Origin of the sequence: Paenibacillus sp. FSL R7-0313 (assembly GCF_037969885.1) — a bacterium.
Classification (GTDB): domain Bacteria; phylum Bacillota; class Bacilli; order Paenibacillales; family Paenibacillaceae; genus Paenibacillus.
The window spans coordinates 5864381-5882803 of the sequence record NZ_CP150219.1 but is presented as its reverse complement, the minus strand read 5'-3'; the positions used below and the strand labels follow the sequence as shown (position 1 = coordinate 5882803).

At 47.1% G+C, this 18423-nt stretch carries 12 protein-coding genes; 8 read left to right on the top strand and 4 right to left on the bottom strand.

Annotation, left to right across the window (positions count from 1 at the left end; all coding sequences use genetic code 11):
* Positions 1-33: 33 nt before the first annotated feature.
* The 3 genes from NSQ38_RS25485 to NSQ38_RS25475 all read right to left on the bottom strand — a co-directional run bounded on the left by NSQ38_RS25485 (position 34) and on the right by NSQ38_RS25475 (position 4155).
* Positions 34-984, bottom strand: a complete 951-nt coding sequence (locus NSQ38_RS25485; RefSeq protein ID WP_339784716.1) for a hypothetical protein — start codon at positions 982-984, stop codon at positions 34-36.
* A gap of 210 nt (positions 985-1194) precedes the next feature.
* Positions 1195-2388 carry a YqhG family protein gene (locus tag NSQ38_RS25480; RefSeq protein ID WP_339784714.1) on the bottom strand — a complete coding sequence of 398 codons (1194 nt, stop codon included), beginning with the start codon at positions 2386-2388 and terminating at the stop codon, positions 1195-1197.
* A gap of 3 nt (positions 2389-2391) precedes the next feature.
* Entirely contained in the window at positions 2392-4155 is a 1764-nt protein-coding gene (locus NSQ38_RS25475) for an SNF2-related protein (protein WP_339784712.1), read from the bottom strand.
* A gap of 564 nt (positions 4156-4719) precedes the next feature.
* On the opposite strand from NSQ38_RS25475, the gene NSQ38_RS25470 reads away from it, so the two are divergent.
* On the top strand, positions 4720-7323 hold the full coding sequence (locus tag NSQ38_RS25470) for an adenosylcobalamin-dependent ribonucleoside-diphosphate reductase (RefSeq protein ID WP_339784710.1): 2604 nt from the start codon (positions 4720-4722) through the stop codon (positions 7321-7323).
* A gap of 82 nt (positions 7324-7405) precedes the next feature.
* Here the strand turns inward: NSQ38_RS25470 and catA are convergent, their stop codons facing one another.
* On the bottom strand, positions 7406-8053 hold the full coding sequence (catA, locus tag NSQ38_RS25465) for a type A chloramphenicol O-acetyltransferase (protein ID WP_339784708.1): 648 nt from the start codon (positions 8051-8053) through the stop codon (positions 7406-7408).
* A gap of 229 nt (positions 8054-8282) precedes the next feature.
* On the opposite strand from catA, the gene NSQ38_RS25460 reads away from it, so the two are divergent.
* From NSQ38_RS25460 to NSQ38_RS25430, 7 genes are all read left to right on the top strand, one after another.
* Entirely contained in the window at positions 8283-8843 is a 561-nt protein-coding gene (locus tag NSQ38_RS25460; protein ID WP_249911150.1) for a flavin reductase family protein, read from the top strand.
* Between the two features lie 574 nt (positions 8844-9417).
* Positions 9418-11511, top strand: a complete 2094-nt coding sequence (locus NSQ38_RS25455) for an acyltransferase family protein (protein ID WP_339784705.1) — start codon at positions 9418-9420, stop codon at positions 11509-11511.
* A 257-nt stretch (positions 11512-11768) separates the two neighbouring features.
* Positions 11769-13082 carry an extracellular solute-binding protein gene (locus NSQ38_RS25450; protein WP_338593681.1) on the top strand — a complete coding sequence of 438 codons (1314 nt, stop codon included), beginning with the start codon at positions 11769-11771 and terminating at the stop codon, positions 13080-13082.
* Positions 13083-13183: 101 nt separating this feature from the next.
* Positions 13184-14065 (top strand): sugar ABC transporter permease, encoded by an 882-nt coding sequence (locus NSQ38_RS25445; protein WP_091032136.1) that lies wholly within the window; start codon positions 13184-13186, stop codon positions 14063-14065.
* 36 nt (positions 14066-14101) lie between these two features.
* Positions 14102-14956 carry a carbohydrate ABC transporter permease gene (locus NSQ38_RS25440; protein WP_165790059.1) on the top strand — a complete coding sequence of 285 codons (855 nt, stop codon included), beginning with the start codon at positions 14102-14104 and terminating at the stop codon, positions 14954-14956.
* 30 nt (positions 14957-14986) lie between these two features.
* The gene (locus NSQ38_RS25435) at positions 14987-16768 is read left to right on the top strand and encodes a sensor histidine kinase (RefSeq protein ID WP_338593683.1); all 1782 of its coding nucleotides are present in this window, start codon (positions 14987-14989) and stop codon (positions 16766-16768) included.
* Positions 16765-18351 (top strand): helix-turn-helix domain-containing protein, encoded by a 1587-nt coding sequence (locus NSQ38_RS25430; protein ID WP_339784703.1) that lies wholly within the window; start codon positions 16765-16767, stop codon positions 18349-18351. Before NSQ38_RS25435 ends, NSQ38_RS25430 begins: the two co-directional genes overlap by 4 nt.
* Positions 18352-18423: the final 72 nt, after the last annotated feature.

Sequence of the window (18423 nt, the reverse complement as noted above, 5' to 3'; positions counted from 1 at the left end):
TGAGTTGACTGAATCTTAAGATTTTGCTGATAATCAAGGATTTACGATGTAAAAATGGCCATCTTGCTGCAATGTGCTCATAGGGACAAAGCGTTGAATGGATGATTTTCCGCCTAACGCTACATATAGAATGGACTCTGCTTCCTGATCTGTGTGCCACAGCTGATAACCGCTAACGGGTAGAGGACCGCCGTATACGACGTTCCGATCATCCGCTGAGAAAACAATCTCTTGATTCTCCCCGTGTTGTATCACATCTTGTGCCCGGTCGGCAGCAACAGGCTTGGAGGTAATCCACAACAGATTGTCAGCCGGATTGAAGACGGGTCGGAGATGAAGTGGATCGACTGATAAAGATGGCGTTGTGGATAAATCAGTTATGCTGGCAGAGTTCTTTTTGGAATCAGCCTCCAGCAGGTTTAGGAACTCTGACGGCAGTACATCTCCGTTCGTAGCATCAATATAAAGTGCAGGATGATTAGGTTGCTCCACTTTCCAATAAGCCAGCAGGGGAAGAGCATAACCAAGATGAAGCTCTCCTCCGCCAGCAAGTAATGCCTCAAGGTTCACATGTTGCCGATCCAAGGCTTGTCCAAGAAGTTCATTGTTGTATGGTGACTGTTCTCCATGACCATATTCACTAAGCACAATCTGACCCTGCTCTGTGACTGTAATAATCATATATCCGATAGGTTTGCCTTCAAACTCAGCTTGTACGAACCAGCTATGTGTACCTGGACCCAGAGGGTAGAAATCCAGATCGGCGTTCTTCCAATGCGCTTCGCCGTTCACTGTACCAAGTGTAACAGCTTGTTGCTCTGCAAACCGTTGCACAGCAGCGGGAGCTAGCTTTTCATTCTGAATGCCATGATGTTCGGGGCTATACTCTGTTGATGATGCGGGGGATAGCGAAGACGTTTTTTGTTCCTCTGCATTGGCTATCGACCAAAAAGAGAACAGGGCAAGACAACTGAGCAAGCCCAAGGTTATACAGGTTGTTTTCCGAGCGTTGTTCCAACATGTATGAAAGAATCGTTTCAAATTTACACCTACTTTTCATTTATCCGTTACCTGAGCGGGTTCTAGTTTCATTCTAGGGGACAGGCTATGCAAAGGTTGCCGCAACCTGTCGGGCAGCTGATCATGAATAAACACTACTTTTGCCAGCATTTGCAGGAAAAGTAGTGTCTTCGTCTATCTTAAGTGAAACATGCCGCTGCTAATGGCAGTCACTTTCACTTTGGGTTCATATTGCCAGATCATCTCAGTCCGGCGTGTCTCATACTGCAGTTTCATAGCTTCACGATCTATTACCGCCTGTTTTGCTTTCTCTTCTTCGGCATCTGTCTCGGAGTCGATCGGTACTGCGGCTTCTGCCGCTAGTTCTACATCTGCTCCAATGGGTTTAGCGTTCTTTATATCCACAACTTTTTTCAGTTGTGCAGGTGGCGTGCGGTCAGAATGGACATTCTCCGTGTCTGAGGTTACGTTACCTGGTGATTCTACCTCAGGTGTATCTTCTCGGAGTACCGCTTCATAATAGGTGTCCAAGACGTCCAGCTCCAGATCAAGCCGCTCTTGGGCTTTCTCTGCCCAGCTATAATCGAGTTCCAGCAAGCGGTTTGTCAAATGAGATTCCAAAGCAGCTCCGGCATCAAATAACGAAACTTTAGCTGTCTGTACATGCATGTTCTCCGCCAGCCTCGGACTAAGATCACGTCGGTTCAGCTTGGTGCCGAATTTCTCTATAATTTCACCCGAGCGAAGGGAGATGCCGAGAAAATGCAATTCCTCCCGTTTCAAATCACAGGCGAATTCCACCTTGAAACAGACACCAAGCCAAGGCTCATATACGGCTGGCGCTGTAGCCCGCAATTGCCGTTTGGCAGCCTGTTCGAACAGGTTCACGAAGGCACCGCCTTCACGGGCAGCGCCGAAAATCTGCTGCAGTCTGCGACTGCCATACACCACTTCTTCACGCAATATTCGTCCTGGCCCCAGCTGTGGCAGCGATGGCGTAATACCGAAGTAACGGCCTAGAATGGTTTCTTTTGGTGGCTCGCCTTGAGGACTGCCATTGGTTACGCCATTTGTTCCAGCAGGGTTAGGGACAACAGGAGGTGATGCTTCCGCAGCTTTGGCTTCTGCTGCTTCAATGGCCTGCTGATAACTTTCAGGATCAAATATAAATGTAAAGGACATCGTCTCAGCGGGTGCTCCGGTTCGTTCCACGAACCCCCAATAATAGGGGCGATTGGTCAACGCTTTGTCCGCCTCAGGCGAGAGTTTGACTGTAACATGGGCAGGAGAACGCTCCATAATCTGACAATCAAGTGCTTCCAGATAGGTGAGAACATAAGCCTGCACTTCATGGGGCGACATGGTCATGAGTTAGCTGCCTCCTTTTCGAAGATCTAACAACCCGGATACGGCAGGGCCTTCATCTGAAACCTCACGTTGAATGGAGTTCAGCGATTGTCCAAGTGAGTCCATTTTACGGCGAATATCTTCATCATTTTGTGATTCCAACATGATTTTGTACAAACTTTTCTCAATGGACTCCTTCTTCTCCAGCCGTTCCAGAATGACATCCAGCCCGCCGATCACCATCTCAAACATATTGATCTTCTCATGCAATAGATTCAAGATGTGTTCCTCAATGGTTCCGCTCGTAGATAAATTGAAGATATTCACGTCATTTTGCTGTCCAAGCCGGTGTACCCGACCGATCCGCTGCTCTACCCGCATAGGGTTCCAAGGCAGATCAAAGTTGATCATATGATGGCAAAATTGCAGATTAATGCCCTCGCCACCCGCTTCGGTTGCAATCATGGCCTGCACACGCCCGCGGAAGAGATCCATCATCCAATCTTTTTTGCCTCGATTCATGCCACCCCGATAGGGTACAGCTGTAAGTCCATTGTTGCGGAAATAGTTTAGCAGATACTCCTGCGTGGCCCGGTATTCGGTGAAGATAATGACTTTTTCATTCATGTTCCGAACCAGTTCCATCGTTTTCTCCGCTTTGGTATTCTCCTTGATCGCTTTAATATGGGCCACGAGTTCCCAAATTTTGTCCCGAAGGGGAGAGTCCAGCGGAAGTTTCTTCGACAGATTAACCAGTGTCACGAACACAGCATCCCGACTGCTGCACACTTCCCGCTGCAATGTAACAAGGGATAGCATGCTGCTCAGATTGCCGCCAGCTTCCTGATACTGGTCTTTAACAAAGGAAGTCACGCCATCATACAGCGCTTGTTCTTCGGGCGATAGTTGCAAGTTCACGTTGGAGACATTCCGTTTGGTAAATTGAACGGGGCCTTCTCCGCGACGGTTACGAATCATGACTTTGGATAACTCGTTCTTAAGCTGTTCCTGATTTTTCGGAACCCGCTTGTCTACGACAAAGTTGGCCGCAAAGTCACCCTGACGACCCAGTTGACCGGGCTTCAGCAGGTTGATCAGATTGAACAACTCACTCATATCGTTCTGCACAGGTGTAGCTGTGAGCAACAGACAATACTTTTTGCGCAATTTCAGCATGAACTGATAGTTGGTTGTTTTCTTGTTTTTGAGTTTATGAGCCTCGTCAATAATAATCATGTCGTAATCAGTATTCAGCAGCATATCTTTATGCGGGTCACGTTTGGCTGTATCCATGGAAGCAACAACCACTTCATTCTGCCAGGAATAGGCCTTTTTCTGGGCAATAGCAGGGATGCCAAATTTCGAATTCAACTCCCGTACCCATTGCAACACAAGAGACGCTGGCACGAGAATGAGTACCTTGGATACGAGACCCCGAACCATATATTCTTTCAGAATGAGACCGGCTTCAATGGTTTTGCCAAGACCCACCTCATCGGCGAGAATGGCCCGGCCTGACATTTCAAATAATACTCTGCGAGCAGTGTCCATCTGGTGAGGGAGTGGAGTAAGGCCTTGTAGATGCTTCAAACACTGGATCTCGTCAAAATTGGGAATCAGATTGGTTTCTTCGGCTTGAATGCCCAGTTGGAAGAGTCGGTAATCCCCCCAAGGACCTCCTTTATCCAGTCGTGATTCCAACTGATTGATCCAGCTCCGATCAAATTCCAACGGAACGGGCAGTTCGGCTACTGGTTGATTCATGTGGTGCGGATTCTTCCGGTTCATGGTGCTTCCTCCCCTGCCATACGTGATGACGTTTTATTCGTAGGTAATAGTATGGACGAATGAGAGTCAGTTCATAACTATATAAGTTGAACTACATTTTATTTGCACGAACACTACGATGACAGAACAACCTTCCAATCGCTGTTATCCCCAGATTTCTTTGATTCCCTTTTCTGGAGGGGGAAATCCGGGGATAGCGTATGCTTCCGATGAAGCTTTCTTTCAGAAAGCTTTCAGGCGAACGCTTCGCTTCTTCAGGTTATTTCTGTCCTCTCCGTTGACGTGCAAATGATTAGTTTAACTTATATTGAACCCAGAAATTTAGTAAAGGCACATGTTTTTTCTGTGCCAAAAAATTCACTGATGTCGTATTCATGCGTATGAGGGTGTGTGAAGAAGTTTTTCGGAGCAGGGGAGTCTATAAAATAAGGTCTATGATAAAAGTCATATGGAAAATCAATATATGGTGTATTATACTGAATTTATATCACTATATGTGGTGTTTTATCATAATTTACTCTTGTAGTGAAAATGTAGCGTTATTCGGGGAGGTTGAACGTAGCGATGAAATCAAACCAACGATCGCATCAATTAGAAGGACTTAGCGAAAAAATATTTCTGGACCGATACGCCTGGAAGGACGCTGATTCGAATCATGCCAAGGTCGGAGATGTGGTATTGGTATTAACGAAGGATGATCCCAAGTTCCCGACCAAGGAAGTGGGCGAAATCATAGAACGTCAGGGTCAGCTTGTACAGGTAAGGACTCGAAGCGGAGAGATGATCCAGACAAACGTGGAGAAATTGACACTCAACATAGAAAAAACACCGGAAGAGATGTGGGACCGTCTCGCCAAAGCGATGGCTTCTGTCGAATCCACAGCCGATCAGCGGGCAACGTGGGAGTCCAAGTTCCGCTCTGTGTTGGAAGATTGGAAGTTAGTACCCGGAGGCCGAATTGCTGCGGGCGCGGGGGCAAGCGATGAACTGACACTCTTCAATTGTTATGTCATTCCATCTCCGCAAGACAGTCGGGGTGGCATCATGAGAACCTTGACCGAGATGACGGAAATTATGGCACGTGGGGGAGGTGTTGGTATTAATTTGTCCTCATTGCGTCCTCGCCGAGCGGTGGTGAAAGGAGTCAATGGATCATCCAGCGGTTCCGTATCGTGGGGCGGACTGTTCAGTTATACGACTGGACTGATTGAACAGGGCGGAAGCCGCCGGGGTGCGCTCATGCTGATGATGAATGACTGGCATCCGGATGTGCTGGATTTTATTACCGTGAAACAAACGATGGGGCAGGTGACCAATGCCAATCTGTCTGTATGTGTGAGCAATGCATTTATGGAGGCTGTCAAGCAGGATGGAGATTGGGATTTGGTTTTCCCTGATACGAACGATCCGGACTACGACACCGAGTGGAACGGGGATATGCAGCAATGGAAAGCAGCAGGTCATTCGGTGATACACTATCGTACGCTGAAGGCTCGCGAAATCTGGCATACCATTATTGAATCAGCCTGGAAATCGGCAGAGCCTGGTGTGGTATTCATGGAGTATTACAATCAGATGTCCAACAGCTGGTACTTTAACCCAATTATCTGTACTAATCCGTGCGGGGAACAAGGCCTGCCTGGCTGGGGTGTATGTAATCTGTCAGCGATCAATCTGTCCAAATTCTACGATGAAACGAATCATGATGTGGCATGGGATGAACTGGCGGAAACCACTCGTATCTCGGCTAGATTTTTGGACAATGTCATCGATGCAACACCATATCATTTTGAGGAAAATAGACTGAATCAGCAGCGTGAACGCCGGGTTGGGCTTGGCACGATGGGATTGGCAGAGCTGATGATTAAGCTGCGTATACGATATGGCAGTCCTGAATCCCTTGAATTTCTGGATAAACTGTATGGATTCATGGCAAAGGCGGCCTATCTGGCATCGGCAGAGATTGCAGCAGAGAAGGGTGCTTTCCCAGCATTTGAAGCTGAACCGTACTTACAGAGTGGATTTATGAAAAACATGGTTGCGACATACCCTGAAGTGGGAGAGACGATTCGTAAACAGGGCATTCGAAATGTCACACTGATCACACAGGCGCCAACGGGCAGTACAGGTACGATGGTGGGCACATCAACTGGTATTGAGCCGTATTTCGCCTTCAAGTATTTCCGTCAAAGCCGTCTAGGTTATGATGAACAGTTCGTACCGATTGCACAAGATTGGCTGGATGAACATCCGGGTGAAGCTTTACCCGACTATTATGTGACGGCGATGGATCTGTCGGCTGAGAACCATATCCGGGTGCAGGCCGCGATTCAGCAATGGGTGGATAGCTCCATCTCGAAGACGGCCAACTGTCCGGCTGATTTTACGGTGGAGGATACGGCTGAGCTGTACGAACTGGCCTTCGATCTTGGCTGTAAAGGAGTAACGATATACCGCGACGGCAGCAGGGATGTGCAGGTGTTGTCCACGTCGAAGAAGGAAGAGACCAAGGCCGAAGATCAGAACACGGCGGAAGCTGAAGAGAAACAAGGGCAGGCAAGTGATGGAACTTCCAATAGCCAGGTTGGTGTTAGAACGCATTCTTCCGATCAAGTCCCTTCCTCTTCTACAGTGCTGGATAAACAATATAGAAGCCGTCCTCAGGTACTGCGTGGTGCAACATACAAAATCAATACGCCATTCGGGATGGCTTACATTACGATCAATGATCTGGAGGGAACGCCGGGAGAAATCTTCCTGAACGTGGGCAAAGCAGGATCGGACGTATTCGCCATGGCTGAGGCCCTCGGTCGGGTATGCTCACTGTTTCTGCGATACGGAGATCATGGGCACAAGGTGGAACTGCTGATCAAACATCTCAAGGGTATCGGCGGTACGGGTGCGATTGGCTTCGGAGCTAACCGGGTGGAATCGATTGCTGATGCAGTCGCCAAAGCATTGGAAAGTCATGTACAGAGCAATGTGCAGGAGAATGAAACTGGAGCTTTACAAGAACAGAAGCAAGTGAAGAGCACATATCCACAAGTGGAGGATCAGAAAAACTTTACCGAATCGAGAGATTTATGTCCTTCATGCGGCTCGGCATCCCTGATGAATGTGGAAGGATGCAAAACATGCAGCAACTGTGGGTACAGTAAGTGTAATTAAGTATCACTTAGATAAAAGGGAAAAAGAAAAGGCATTCCTGACTCCATCATGAAGTCAGGGATGCCTTTTGTCATTTAGCTAACTAACACCAATCATGACAACAATCTGCAAGTGATTGCAGTTCATTAAATAGAACGCCAGCGTGGTAGCCGTCGCACACGGCGTGATGTAACTGAACGGATAAGGGAAGATAAACGTTATCGTTCTGTTGAACATATTTTCCCATCGTGAAAATGGGCAATAAGTAAGTTCCCTCATTATAAATGTTCAGATTAAATCCCGTAAAGTTCACCCAGGGAATGCTGGAAACGGGAAATGTATTTGGTGGTTCATTGGGTTTGGCAACAAATTGTTTGTGATCTTTGTAATTCTTCATATCTTCCAGATAACGAATGTGGAACGTCTCGAAATCTTCATGGAATGCTGTCCAGATCGTTGAGAAACTTTTGTCGTCCTCATGAAAAATCGTATAACTCGGAGACATTTCGTCCCAATAGCCCAATTTCCCCTCTGCATCAAAACAGGTTCGAAATTCCCTGTGTGTATTGACAACCGTAGAGATCATGTGAATAAGAGCGGGATAGAACTTCAATCCTTTAAGCTTCAGTTCGTTGATCAATAGAGTGATATCCAGATTAGCAGTTATGCTGTAGGTACATCTGACCTGATTCAAGTAGTGGTCAAAGTATGGCTTTCGATCCCACTGATCTAACACGATTGAATTAAACATAAGTTATAACCTCCTAAATTTGAATAATGCCTTCATTTAGGAGGTATATTTGACTGATTTGACCATATCCTATCACATTCCCAGTATCGTATTTTAGAAATTGACCATCTCAGTATAACATGAGAATGAATGTGTCGCTTATAGCGAAATCCTCTGCAAACGCTTTTTCAACCTGCTTCTTTACTTTATAATTAAAATTGTCTTTATAACGAAGAAGAGAGGGGATTAGATGCGTCAGCCGATAGAAGAACCCATATTTTATTCTTATCCTGGAATGGTAGCGGTGGTGACTTCACGTCATGAGGGAGTCCAGAATGTGATGGCGTCCGGATGGCATACATACATCGGATCATCACCAGGCGTATATGGCATCTCCCTTCGTAAGGAAACATACTCCTATGAACTCATTGAGAAGAGCGGCGTATTCGGTGTTCATTTCCTGCCAGGTCATCGATCGGAGTGGATTCAAGCTGCAGGAACGTTCAGTGGAAGAGATACGGATAAATTCAAAAGATTCGGCATTCCATATGAGGAAGGAATCAAGGTAAGTGTACCCATTTTGACAGACGCTTATTTTGCTTATGAGTGCAAGGTTATGGACATTACGACATATGGTGACCATGAATGGATTGCAGGCGAAGTGTTGCAGCGATATCAGGATCAGAAGTACTTTCTGGAGAATGGAATGGTTGATCTGGAGAAGTTGCAAATCCCGATGTACACAGGGCGTTCAGCATACCGGATCATGGATGCGAGGACAGAAGAAAAGATTCACCCGTTCCACCTCTAGGGTCCTAGGCAAGAAGAAGCAATTATGAGCAAAACTTTCAATCCGGTCTGACATAGGTTTATAATGGATATTGGCTGCTGAGCAAGTCGGCAGCCTTTTGTTATGAATTCAATTGTTTCAATCGATGTGTGCATGGGTATGCTGGTTTGCGCAAGTGGGACAGGTAATTTTAGCCACTCGATGAAAAGTACTATATTTAACGACAAAATTAGAGTATGATTTTACAGCTATATGAGCTGGCAGGAAAGGTTACATCGGTTTAATCGTTTGTAACTATTGCTGTAAAGTATGAGGCTTATTTCGGGCGTATAATGCTAAACGTGAACTCACGAATGAATATAAAGAATATTTTAATAATTAAACTTAATGGACAGGCAACTCGTCTTTTTTAAGATTATAGAATTCACACAGAATGTAGCATCATCGGATAGTGCTTCAAACAGAAGCTTTTCTTATGTTGTAAATGAAAGATGGAAGGTGCACTACGTATGTTAATGACAACCAGAACGATCAGGAGTTCCTTTATGCCCCCAACACCGATGTTGTTGACTCACAGTAACAAGGAGGGGCATGCATGTCACAATCGTTAAATCGTAAGAGACATATGAACGGACTTGACGGCTTGCGAGCCATCGCTGTACTTGCGGTAATCGCGTATCATCTGAATTTGGATTTTATTCCGGGCGGACTGCTCGGTGTAGGGATATTCTTTGTTCTCTCGGGATATTTAATTACAGATATTCTCGTGTCACAGTGGCAGGAACATGGACGCATTTCACTCGGTGATTTCTGGGTAAGACGGGTAAGGCGTTTGCTTCCAGGCATGCTGACCATGACAGCTGTGGTGATGATCTGGTTGGCCTGTACAGACCCATCCCGGCTCGCTGCGCTTCGTGGTGATATCGTTTCGGGTGTATTATACATAAGCAATTGGTGGTATATCTTTCACAACGTTTCCTATTTCGAAAGTTTTGGCCCTCCATCACCGTTTGGCCATTTCTGGTCGCTGGCTGTGGAAGAGCAATTTTATCTTATATGGCCTCTTCTACTGATCGCAGCAATCGTAGTGTTCAAAAGAAAGGGATGGCTGGTCGTTTTCATTGTTGTCGCAGCTGAATTGTCTGCTGGTGCAATGGCCATCATGTATAATCCAGATTTGGACCCGAGCCGTGTATATTATGGAACAGACACGCGGGCATTCGCACTGCTTGCTGGTGCTGCTCTTGCCGTGGTATGGCCTAGTCGTAAGCTGTCGAGCTCTCTGCCTGGCATGAATCGGCTTGTGCTCGATGTGTCGGGACTTGCTGCGCTTGCTTTATTAATCTACATGATGCTGAATAGCAGTGAATATGATCCGTTTCTGTATCAAGGGGGCATGGTGCTTCAGGCTATTGCAACAACGTTGCTGGTAGCGGTGTTGGCTCACCCATCGTCTTTCCTAGGACGTATCATTGGAGCGAAGCCACTACGCTGGATCGGAGAGCGATCCTACGGATTATATCTGTGGCATTATCCTGTCATTATGTTAACCAATCCCGCGGTGGATACGGGAGGAGCACATCCTGTACGAATCATTTTACAGGTTGCTGCAACTTTTGTACTGGCTTCATTGTCTCTTAAATATATTGAAAATCCGATTCGGTACAACGGATTCCGTGATTCTTGGTCCCGATTATGGGGAAGAGGGCGGTCATCGATCGGTATACGTAACGTATGGTGGAAGCGGGCAGGTCTGTTGATGACGATTCTGCTGTTGTCCTATACGGTATCCCAGATGATGGTCTCACATGCAGCGAACTCCGACTCCCATTCGGTATCGATGTCCAACACATTGAATGGAGAGAATTCCGTGGCGGAGGAACAGGGACAGGATGTGTTGCCAGCTATTACAGGAACGTCAGGCTCTGGCCAAAAGAACGATGCTCATACCCATAAACCGGAAGCAGGAACGAAAGATGATCCGGGGAAAAACGAGAAGCCAACAGGAGAGTCTGCTCCAGACTCAAAACCTGACGACCAAGACAATTCAGTGAATCCTGGCAAGGACGATCAGTCTGAAGATAAGCCGGCCGATGACTCCGTGACTAACGAGAATGATACACCAGATGACGCTGGAGCGAATCAATCCGATAATACGGATCATACGGATGATACACCTGATTCATCTCAGGACAATGAAGAAACGGCTCCTCCTGCCCAGGATGGCAAGGTTCATTATACCGTCATTGGAGATTCGGTGATTTTGGATGCAAAACCGTATCTGGAGCAAAGTATATCGGGAGTGTATGTGGACGGACATGTCGGTCGTCAGATGTGGCAGGCAGGCGATGTATTGGAAGGTCTGAAACAAAACAACCAAATGGGCAGCAAAGTGGTGCTGGAGCTCGGGACGAATGGTTCCTTTAACTCCAAAAACTTGAATGCTGTGCTTGATTATCTCAAGGATGAGGATCGGGTATATCTGGTTACTGTGCGCGTACCTCGTCCGTGGGAACGAACGGTGAACAGGGCTTTGAATGAGGCAGCATCCAAATACAGCAATGTCTCGTTGATTGACTGGAACAGTGCAAGTGAGGGACATGACGAATATTTTGAAAAAGACGGCGTACATCTCACTACGCAAGGATCCGAAGCTTTTGCAGAACTGGTGAAAAACAGTATCCAATAATACGCAATCATATTTAATACGATTTAGCACTTATTCATTATATATAGCCTGGGGTGAAGCTACCAACGGCTGCAACAAGAAAGAGCTCTCATTGTGAGGGCTCTTTTTTATATGTTATGAACAATAAGTCAGCAAAGTAAGTTCCAAACAGGGGAACCGATATTTTTCACCCCTGCATCCGTGGATCGTCACCTTACGGTATGATAGCGTTACCATTTACAATAAGTGTATTCAAATCGCCGAGGGGGAATATAGAGATGTTGAAAAAATGGCTTTCGGGTTTCCTGGCAATAACATTGTTCTCCATTATTCTGGCTGGCTGTGCTGGCGGGGACACTTCAGAAGGAGGCAGCGGCAATGACAAAGTAACCGTCACACTCTGGCACAACTGGACCGGACAGGATGCAAAGGCGGTTGCGATGCGCAAAATTATTGAAGATTTCCGCGCGGCGCATCCAGATATTGAAGTTGTGGATGAAGGCTTGCCAACAGATGGTCTCAAAACCCGGCTTCGTACGGTGGCAGCTGCCAACGAGATGCCAGACCTGTTCGTGATGTGGCCGGATGCCATGACTAAGGAATTTGTAAAAGGGGATCTGTTGCAACCCATTAATACAGAGCTGGACGCAAAGCCGGAGTGGAAAGATAACTTTATCCCCAATGCATTGGACGGATACACCGTAGACGGGAATATCTACTCCGTGCCCATGAATCTGGCGCCGAGTTCCTTCATTTATTACAATGAAGCTTTGTTCAAACAGTACAACGTAAAAGTGCCTGAGACCTGGGCGGAACTGGAACAAGCGATTGCTACTTTTAATCAAAATAAAGTCATTCCCATGGCACTTGGCAACAAGGCCAACTGGGTAGCTCAATCAACGATATTCAGTACACTGGCTGATCGGATTACCGGCACAGACTGGTTCCTGAAAGCGACAGCACAAGAGGGTGCAAGCTTTACCGATCCACAATTTATTGAAGCCTTGAACAAGATGCAGGAGCTTGGCAACACCAAGGCATTCCAGGATGGATTCAATAGTATCGATGAGACACAAATGATGCAACTTTATTTCCAAGGTAAGGCAGCGATGGTCATGAACGGCGGATGGGCCTTGGCAAATCTGGTGAACAATGCACCTGAAGAGGTGCTGAACAACACACATATTACGATTCTTCCTCCAGTGGACGGAGGTCAGGGTGAACCAAGAACAACATCCGGTGTAGTAGGAACCGGGTTGGGTGTAAGTAAAAAGCTGAGCGGTGCACAAAAAGAGGCAGCGATGGAGCTGTTCTACGCGCTGGCAGGACCTGATGGTCAGAAGGCCACATTGGATAGCAGCACATTGGTGAGTTACAAGATTGATCTGGACAAAACCAAAGCACATCCATTGTTCGTAGAATTATATGATCTGATGCAGGAAGTGAAGATCACGCCAGTATACGATTCCAAGCTGGGGTCGGCAACGGTTGAGGTTATTAATAATGCATTGCAAGAGTTGCTTATGGGTGGCAAGGCCGAAGACATTGCGGCTAAAATTCAGGCGGCTCAAGCCAATGCAGTTAGTCAGTAAGCATTCGTTAAAACCCCTTCCCGGCAGGGGAGGGGTCTTAAGTATGAATGGGATAGTCAGTTGCAAGTTGGTAAAGGAATTTATCGAAGGGAAGTGAACAGATGAACGCACTGCGCAGTCGGCGTTTTATTATGCTGGGGTTGGCCCCGGCAGTCATCATTTATGCATTGTTTGTATTTGTACCGGTCGTGTGGTCGGCATACTACGGTTTCTTCAACTGGTCCGGCATCGGCGCATCCAAATATATTGGTGTGGATAATTACGTGGAGATCTGGCATGATCCTGTATTTTGGCGGGCGCTGAAAAATAACGTTATTTTTGTGTTGGCGTCGGTATTTGGACAGATTCCGTTAGCGCTTATGCTGGCGGTCATCTTACACAAAAGCAATCCATTACAGCGGTTTCTGCGCTCAGCCGTATTTCTGCCGATGGTGTTATCCACTGTAGTTATCGGTATGATCTGGCAGTATATCTATCATCCGCAGATCGGGATATTAAACTTTCTGCTGGACGCACTGGGGCTTGAAAGTTGGAAGCTGCAATGGCTTTCCGATGACAAGATTGCCATTTTCTCATTGGTACCGCCGCTGCTCTGGAGCTTTGTCGGGTTGTATCTAATTATCTTCATCTCGGCGTTGCAGAATATTCCCGGCGAGATTCATGATGCTGCCAAAATAGACGGGGCTTCAGGAATCCGGAAGCTGGTATCCGTCTCTCTGCCCATGATCTGGGGTACGGTTCAGGTAGCGATCATTCTATGTATTTCGGGTAGTCTGAAATCATTCGATCTGGTCTACATCATGACCAAGGGTGGTCCGGCACATGCGACGGAACTGCTTGCAACGTATATGTACAATTCCACCTTTACAACATACCGATATGGTTTTGGTAGTGCGATCTCAACAACCATCGTACTGATCTCCCTGCTGCTGATCGGAACAAGCCAGTGGTTAACCAGTCGCAAACGAAAAGAGAATCAATAGAGAGGAGGAGTTATTATGCGTGTGACACCTGTATCCATGCCATCACCACGAAGCAGCTCGGGCCATCCGATTCGCCGCCTACGTAGCGGAATTGTTTGGACGCTGCTAACGGTCTATGGTATTTTAACATTGTATCCGTTCTACTGGCTCGTGATTAGTGCATTCAAAACAAATGAAGATTTCTATAGCAGGCCCTTTGGACTGCCGGAAAACTGGAATGTTGCCAATTTCAGCAATGCATGGGAAAGCTCCAGGCTGGGGACCGCTTTTGGCAATTCACTAATCGTATCGGTGGGGTCACTTATTCTAACGCTGTTTATTGCAGCGCTGGCTTCATTCATCCTGGCCCGTTTCCAGTTTCGCTGGAAAGGCTTAATCATGACTTTCTTTGTTGTGGGCATGCTCATTCCGATCCATAGTACACTTGTGCCCTTATTTATTTTAATGAAACAGATGTCCTTGCTGAATACGTACTGGGCATTAATATTACCTTATACGGCTTTTGCATTGCCTACAGCTATTTTTGTGCTTACTGCTTATCTGACAAGTGTTCCACGTGATATTGAAGAGGCAGCTTTCATTGATGGAACAGGACTTTGGGGGCTGTTTACCCGGATCATGTTACCGATGTCCGTACCTGCGTTGTCTACGGTTACGATCCTGAGTTTCTTGCATGCGTGGAATGACTTTTCATTTGCGCTTGTATTCATCAACAAAACCGGATTGAAAACGTTACCGCTGGCCATTGCGAACTTTGCGGATGGGTATCAAACCGATTACGGCTTAACGCTAGCTGCCATGACACTGTCGGTCATTCCAACCATTATCTTGTATCTCGTATTCCAGGAACAAGTTATGAAAGGTATGACAGCAGGAGCTGTCAAAGGATAAGCGAAAGCGCATCCAGAGGAGGAGAAACGTTTGGCACGCTGGCTCACATCTTCGTTACAAAGGAAGCTATCGGTCGTCGTGACGGCTTCAATGATTGTGCCATTGCTGGCCTTGGGCCTGTTCGCCTTTCTGATCTCTTCCCGCATTACAGAGCAAAAAACAAAACTGTCCGGCATGGATACACTGAAACAGGTGGAAGCGAATCTTCGTTATATGCTGCAAGATGCCGAGAACCTATCGATTTTCCTGATTGGAGAACGGGACATCCAGCAGTATCTTAGCCACAATGAAGATCATGAGCTGGACCGAGTGGATATCCTGGGCAGAATGACCAATCTGGCGGCTTCCAAGAAATATATCGCTAACATCGCTATATATCCGGGACGTTTTGATGCCACATTGTCAACCGCTACCTGGTATGAATCCAATGAATCCAACCTTTCGTATCCCTCTGTTCCAAGCGGTGAAGCAGTCAAACAATGGACGGGGGTATACCCGGTGCAGAATTACGCGGGTATTCAAAATGTGATCACATTGGTTCGGCCAATCCGCAGTATCCATGATTATCGACCCATCGGCTGGTTAGCCATTAGTCTGGATGAGAAGGCCATATCCAAGGGATGGGCCGCTCTGGGATTAGGCAGAGGGCAAGGCAGACTGGAGCTCATCGGCAGTTCTGGAGAGATTCTGTCTTCAATGGACAAATCCCGGCTTGGACTTAAGCTGGAGCAGGCCGAACCAGGAGTCACAACGTTAATTCAGGATGGCGGTAGCGGAACAACCACATATGGCAGTGGTGACGATAAACGGACATTGCTCTATTATCCGGAAGAACTGACCGGTTGGACGTTGGTTGGAACGGTTCCTTATGACCAGTACAAGTCCGAGAATCGGTACATTCTTATTCTGACCGGTTGCGCCGTTGCGATGTCTGCTGCGATCAGTGCTGGCTTGGTCTGGTTTACGGTTCGTCGTGTGACGAGGCCGCTTCGTGTACTTACCCGACATCTGTCCCGAATTGATCCGGAACGCCCGCTTCCTTTGTTTCGGTCTGAAAGTGATGACGAGATCGGTAGGCTTGGGGAGAGTTACAATCTGCTCGGTGCACATATTCAGTTATTGAAGGAAGAGGTTATTCGGGGTGAAGCTCGTAAAAAAGAAGCGGATCTTCGAGTGCTTCAGGCGCAGATTAACCCGCACTTTCTCTATAACACGCTCTCTTCAATTCATTGGATTGCCTTGATGTCTGAAGAGAAGCGGATCGCGGATATGGTTGAGGGCCTGAGTGATTTTCTACGTATCAGCTTGAATAATGGTCAGGATTACTGCCCTGTGGAACAAGAGATTGCTCATATTCGCCATTATGTGCGTGTGCAGTCAATTCGTTTCCCTGATCAATTCGTGTTGCATTATATCGTAGATCCAGCGCTTGAGAAGCGAATGATGCTGAAGCTGTTGCTGCAACCGCTCGTTGAGAATGCCATGATTCATGGCATTCAGCCCAAAACAGGCGTGGGCACCATCACCATAATGATTCGCAAGGACCCGGATAATGAACAGATGAATGTGCTGGTGCTGGATGATGGTGTCGGCATGGAGCCGGACAGGCTGGAACAATTAAGGATAAGCATTAGGGAATGGAAGGGAAAACAGCCGGAAAAACAGCTAAACCAAGGCGGTTATGGGCTCTGCAATGTGAATGAGAGACTGCTGCTCCATTATGGAGCGGATGCACAGCTTGAAGTAGACAGCAGGATTGGGGGAGGTACCCGGATTTCGTTTTCCATTCCAATCTTGGAGGGTTCGTCATGAGACTATTAATTGTTGATGATGAAGTGATTATCCGTACAGGGCTTGCCAGCGTTATCGCTTGGCATGAACTCGGAATTGAACTTCTTCAACCTGCTGCCTCGGCAGAGGAGGCGTTAACACGTTTGGCTGAGGAACGTCCACATATCCTGATGACCGATATTCGGATGACAGGCAGATCAGGGCTGGAACTGGCAGAAGAGGGCCTGCGATTGTTACCTGAGCTGGAGGTCATTATTTTGTCCGGATACGATGACTTTTCTTATGCCCAACAGGCGATTCGCCAAGGTGTTACAGATTATCTGCTCAAAACAAGTAAGCCGGAAGAGATCATCAAAACCGTATTACAGGCCAAACAGCGAATCTCGGAACGTTGGGCAGAGAAGTCCAGAGAGGGACAGCTTATGCGGGAGAATCGAGAGCGGTTATTTGCCGGGTGGATCATTGATGGTGACACCGCTTCGGGCCATTTTCCTTCATTCTTGCGATCTGATGTTGGAAAAGAGGCAGGGCTTGGTGGCCTTGATGATGAACAGATTCTCAGACAAGTCATTATTCTTCGAGCAGAGGGTTGGGATCGATCCTCGGATGCGCTATTACGATTTGCGGTGCAGAATACCCTGGAGGATATGTTACCTGGTGCCATTGCTCATGTAGAGAAACAGCAAATTATTTGTGTAGTTTCATGGCCGCCTGTGGAACATGAAACTACGTTCAGGCTGGAGAGTGCATTACGTCGGGTGGAGCAATTACTGAAGTGCACCCTGCGCGCAGCGGTAGGTCTGCCTGTGCGTGGATATGCAGATCTGCACGAAAGCTACAGTACTGCGTCAGCTGCATTCCGATATCGGGGTTTGGTGGATTATAAAGTATGGCATTATGAGCACGTTCAGGATCGCCAAGGTGGTAAAACTGTACTTACGCACGAAGAGGAGACCACACTTGGTACATTATTGCTGGATAATGATTCAGTCACGTTAACGACATGGACGCGGGAACTTGTGGCTAATTTGATTACAGAGCCGGAGGTCACACCAGAATCGTTCAATGCTTGTCTGCACTCAGCCGTCATTGTAGGTCATCGCTGGCTGACTCGCACAATGCGAGCCACAGGGCGTGAAGAACCCGCAAGGCTCGAGCCATGGTTGCCGGAACCGGATGCTGAAGCTGGTGACCTCGGGGATATGCTGTTCCATCATCTGTATGGTCTGATGCATATCTATCATAGCCGAATGGGTCAGGGACAGGCTGCTCATGTGCAGAAGGCTATCGGTTATATTGAATCTTCATTGGCGCAGGATATTAATCTGCAGCAGGTAGCTGGACATGTTCATTTGCATCCGGGTCACCTCAGTGAGCTGTTTAAAAAAGAAATGGGTGTGACCTTCGGTGATTTTGTCACCGATATGCGTATACGAAGAGCGATGGATATGCTGGCGGTGTCTCCAGCGAAGGTCAGTGAAGTCGCTGCCATCAGCGGCTACGAGGACGTGAAATATTTTAGCAGGCTGTTCAAAAAACATACCGGCAAGACCCCGAGTGAATATCGCGAAGAGGCGTTGTCGTTCAAGCCTTCGGGAAGTTAGAAATGAGCAGATGAGGAAACATGTCTTGCCTTACTGCAAACGTTTTCGATATGGTGTTACTCAGGGTTATTG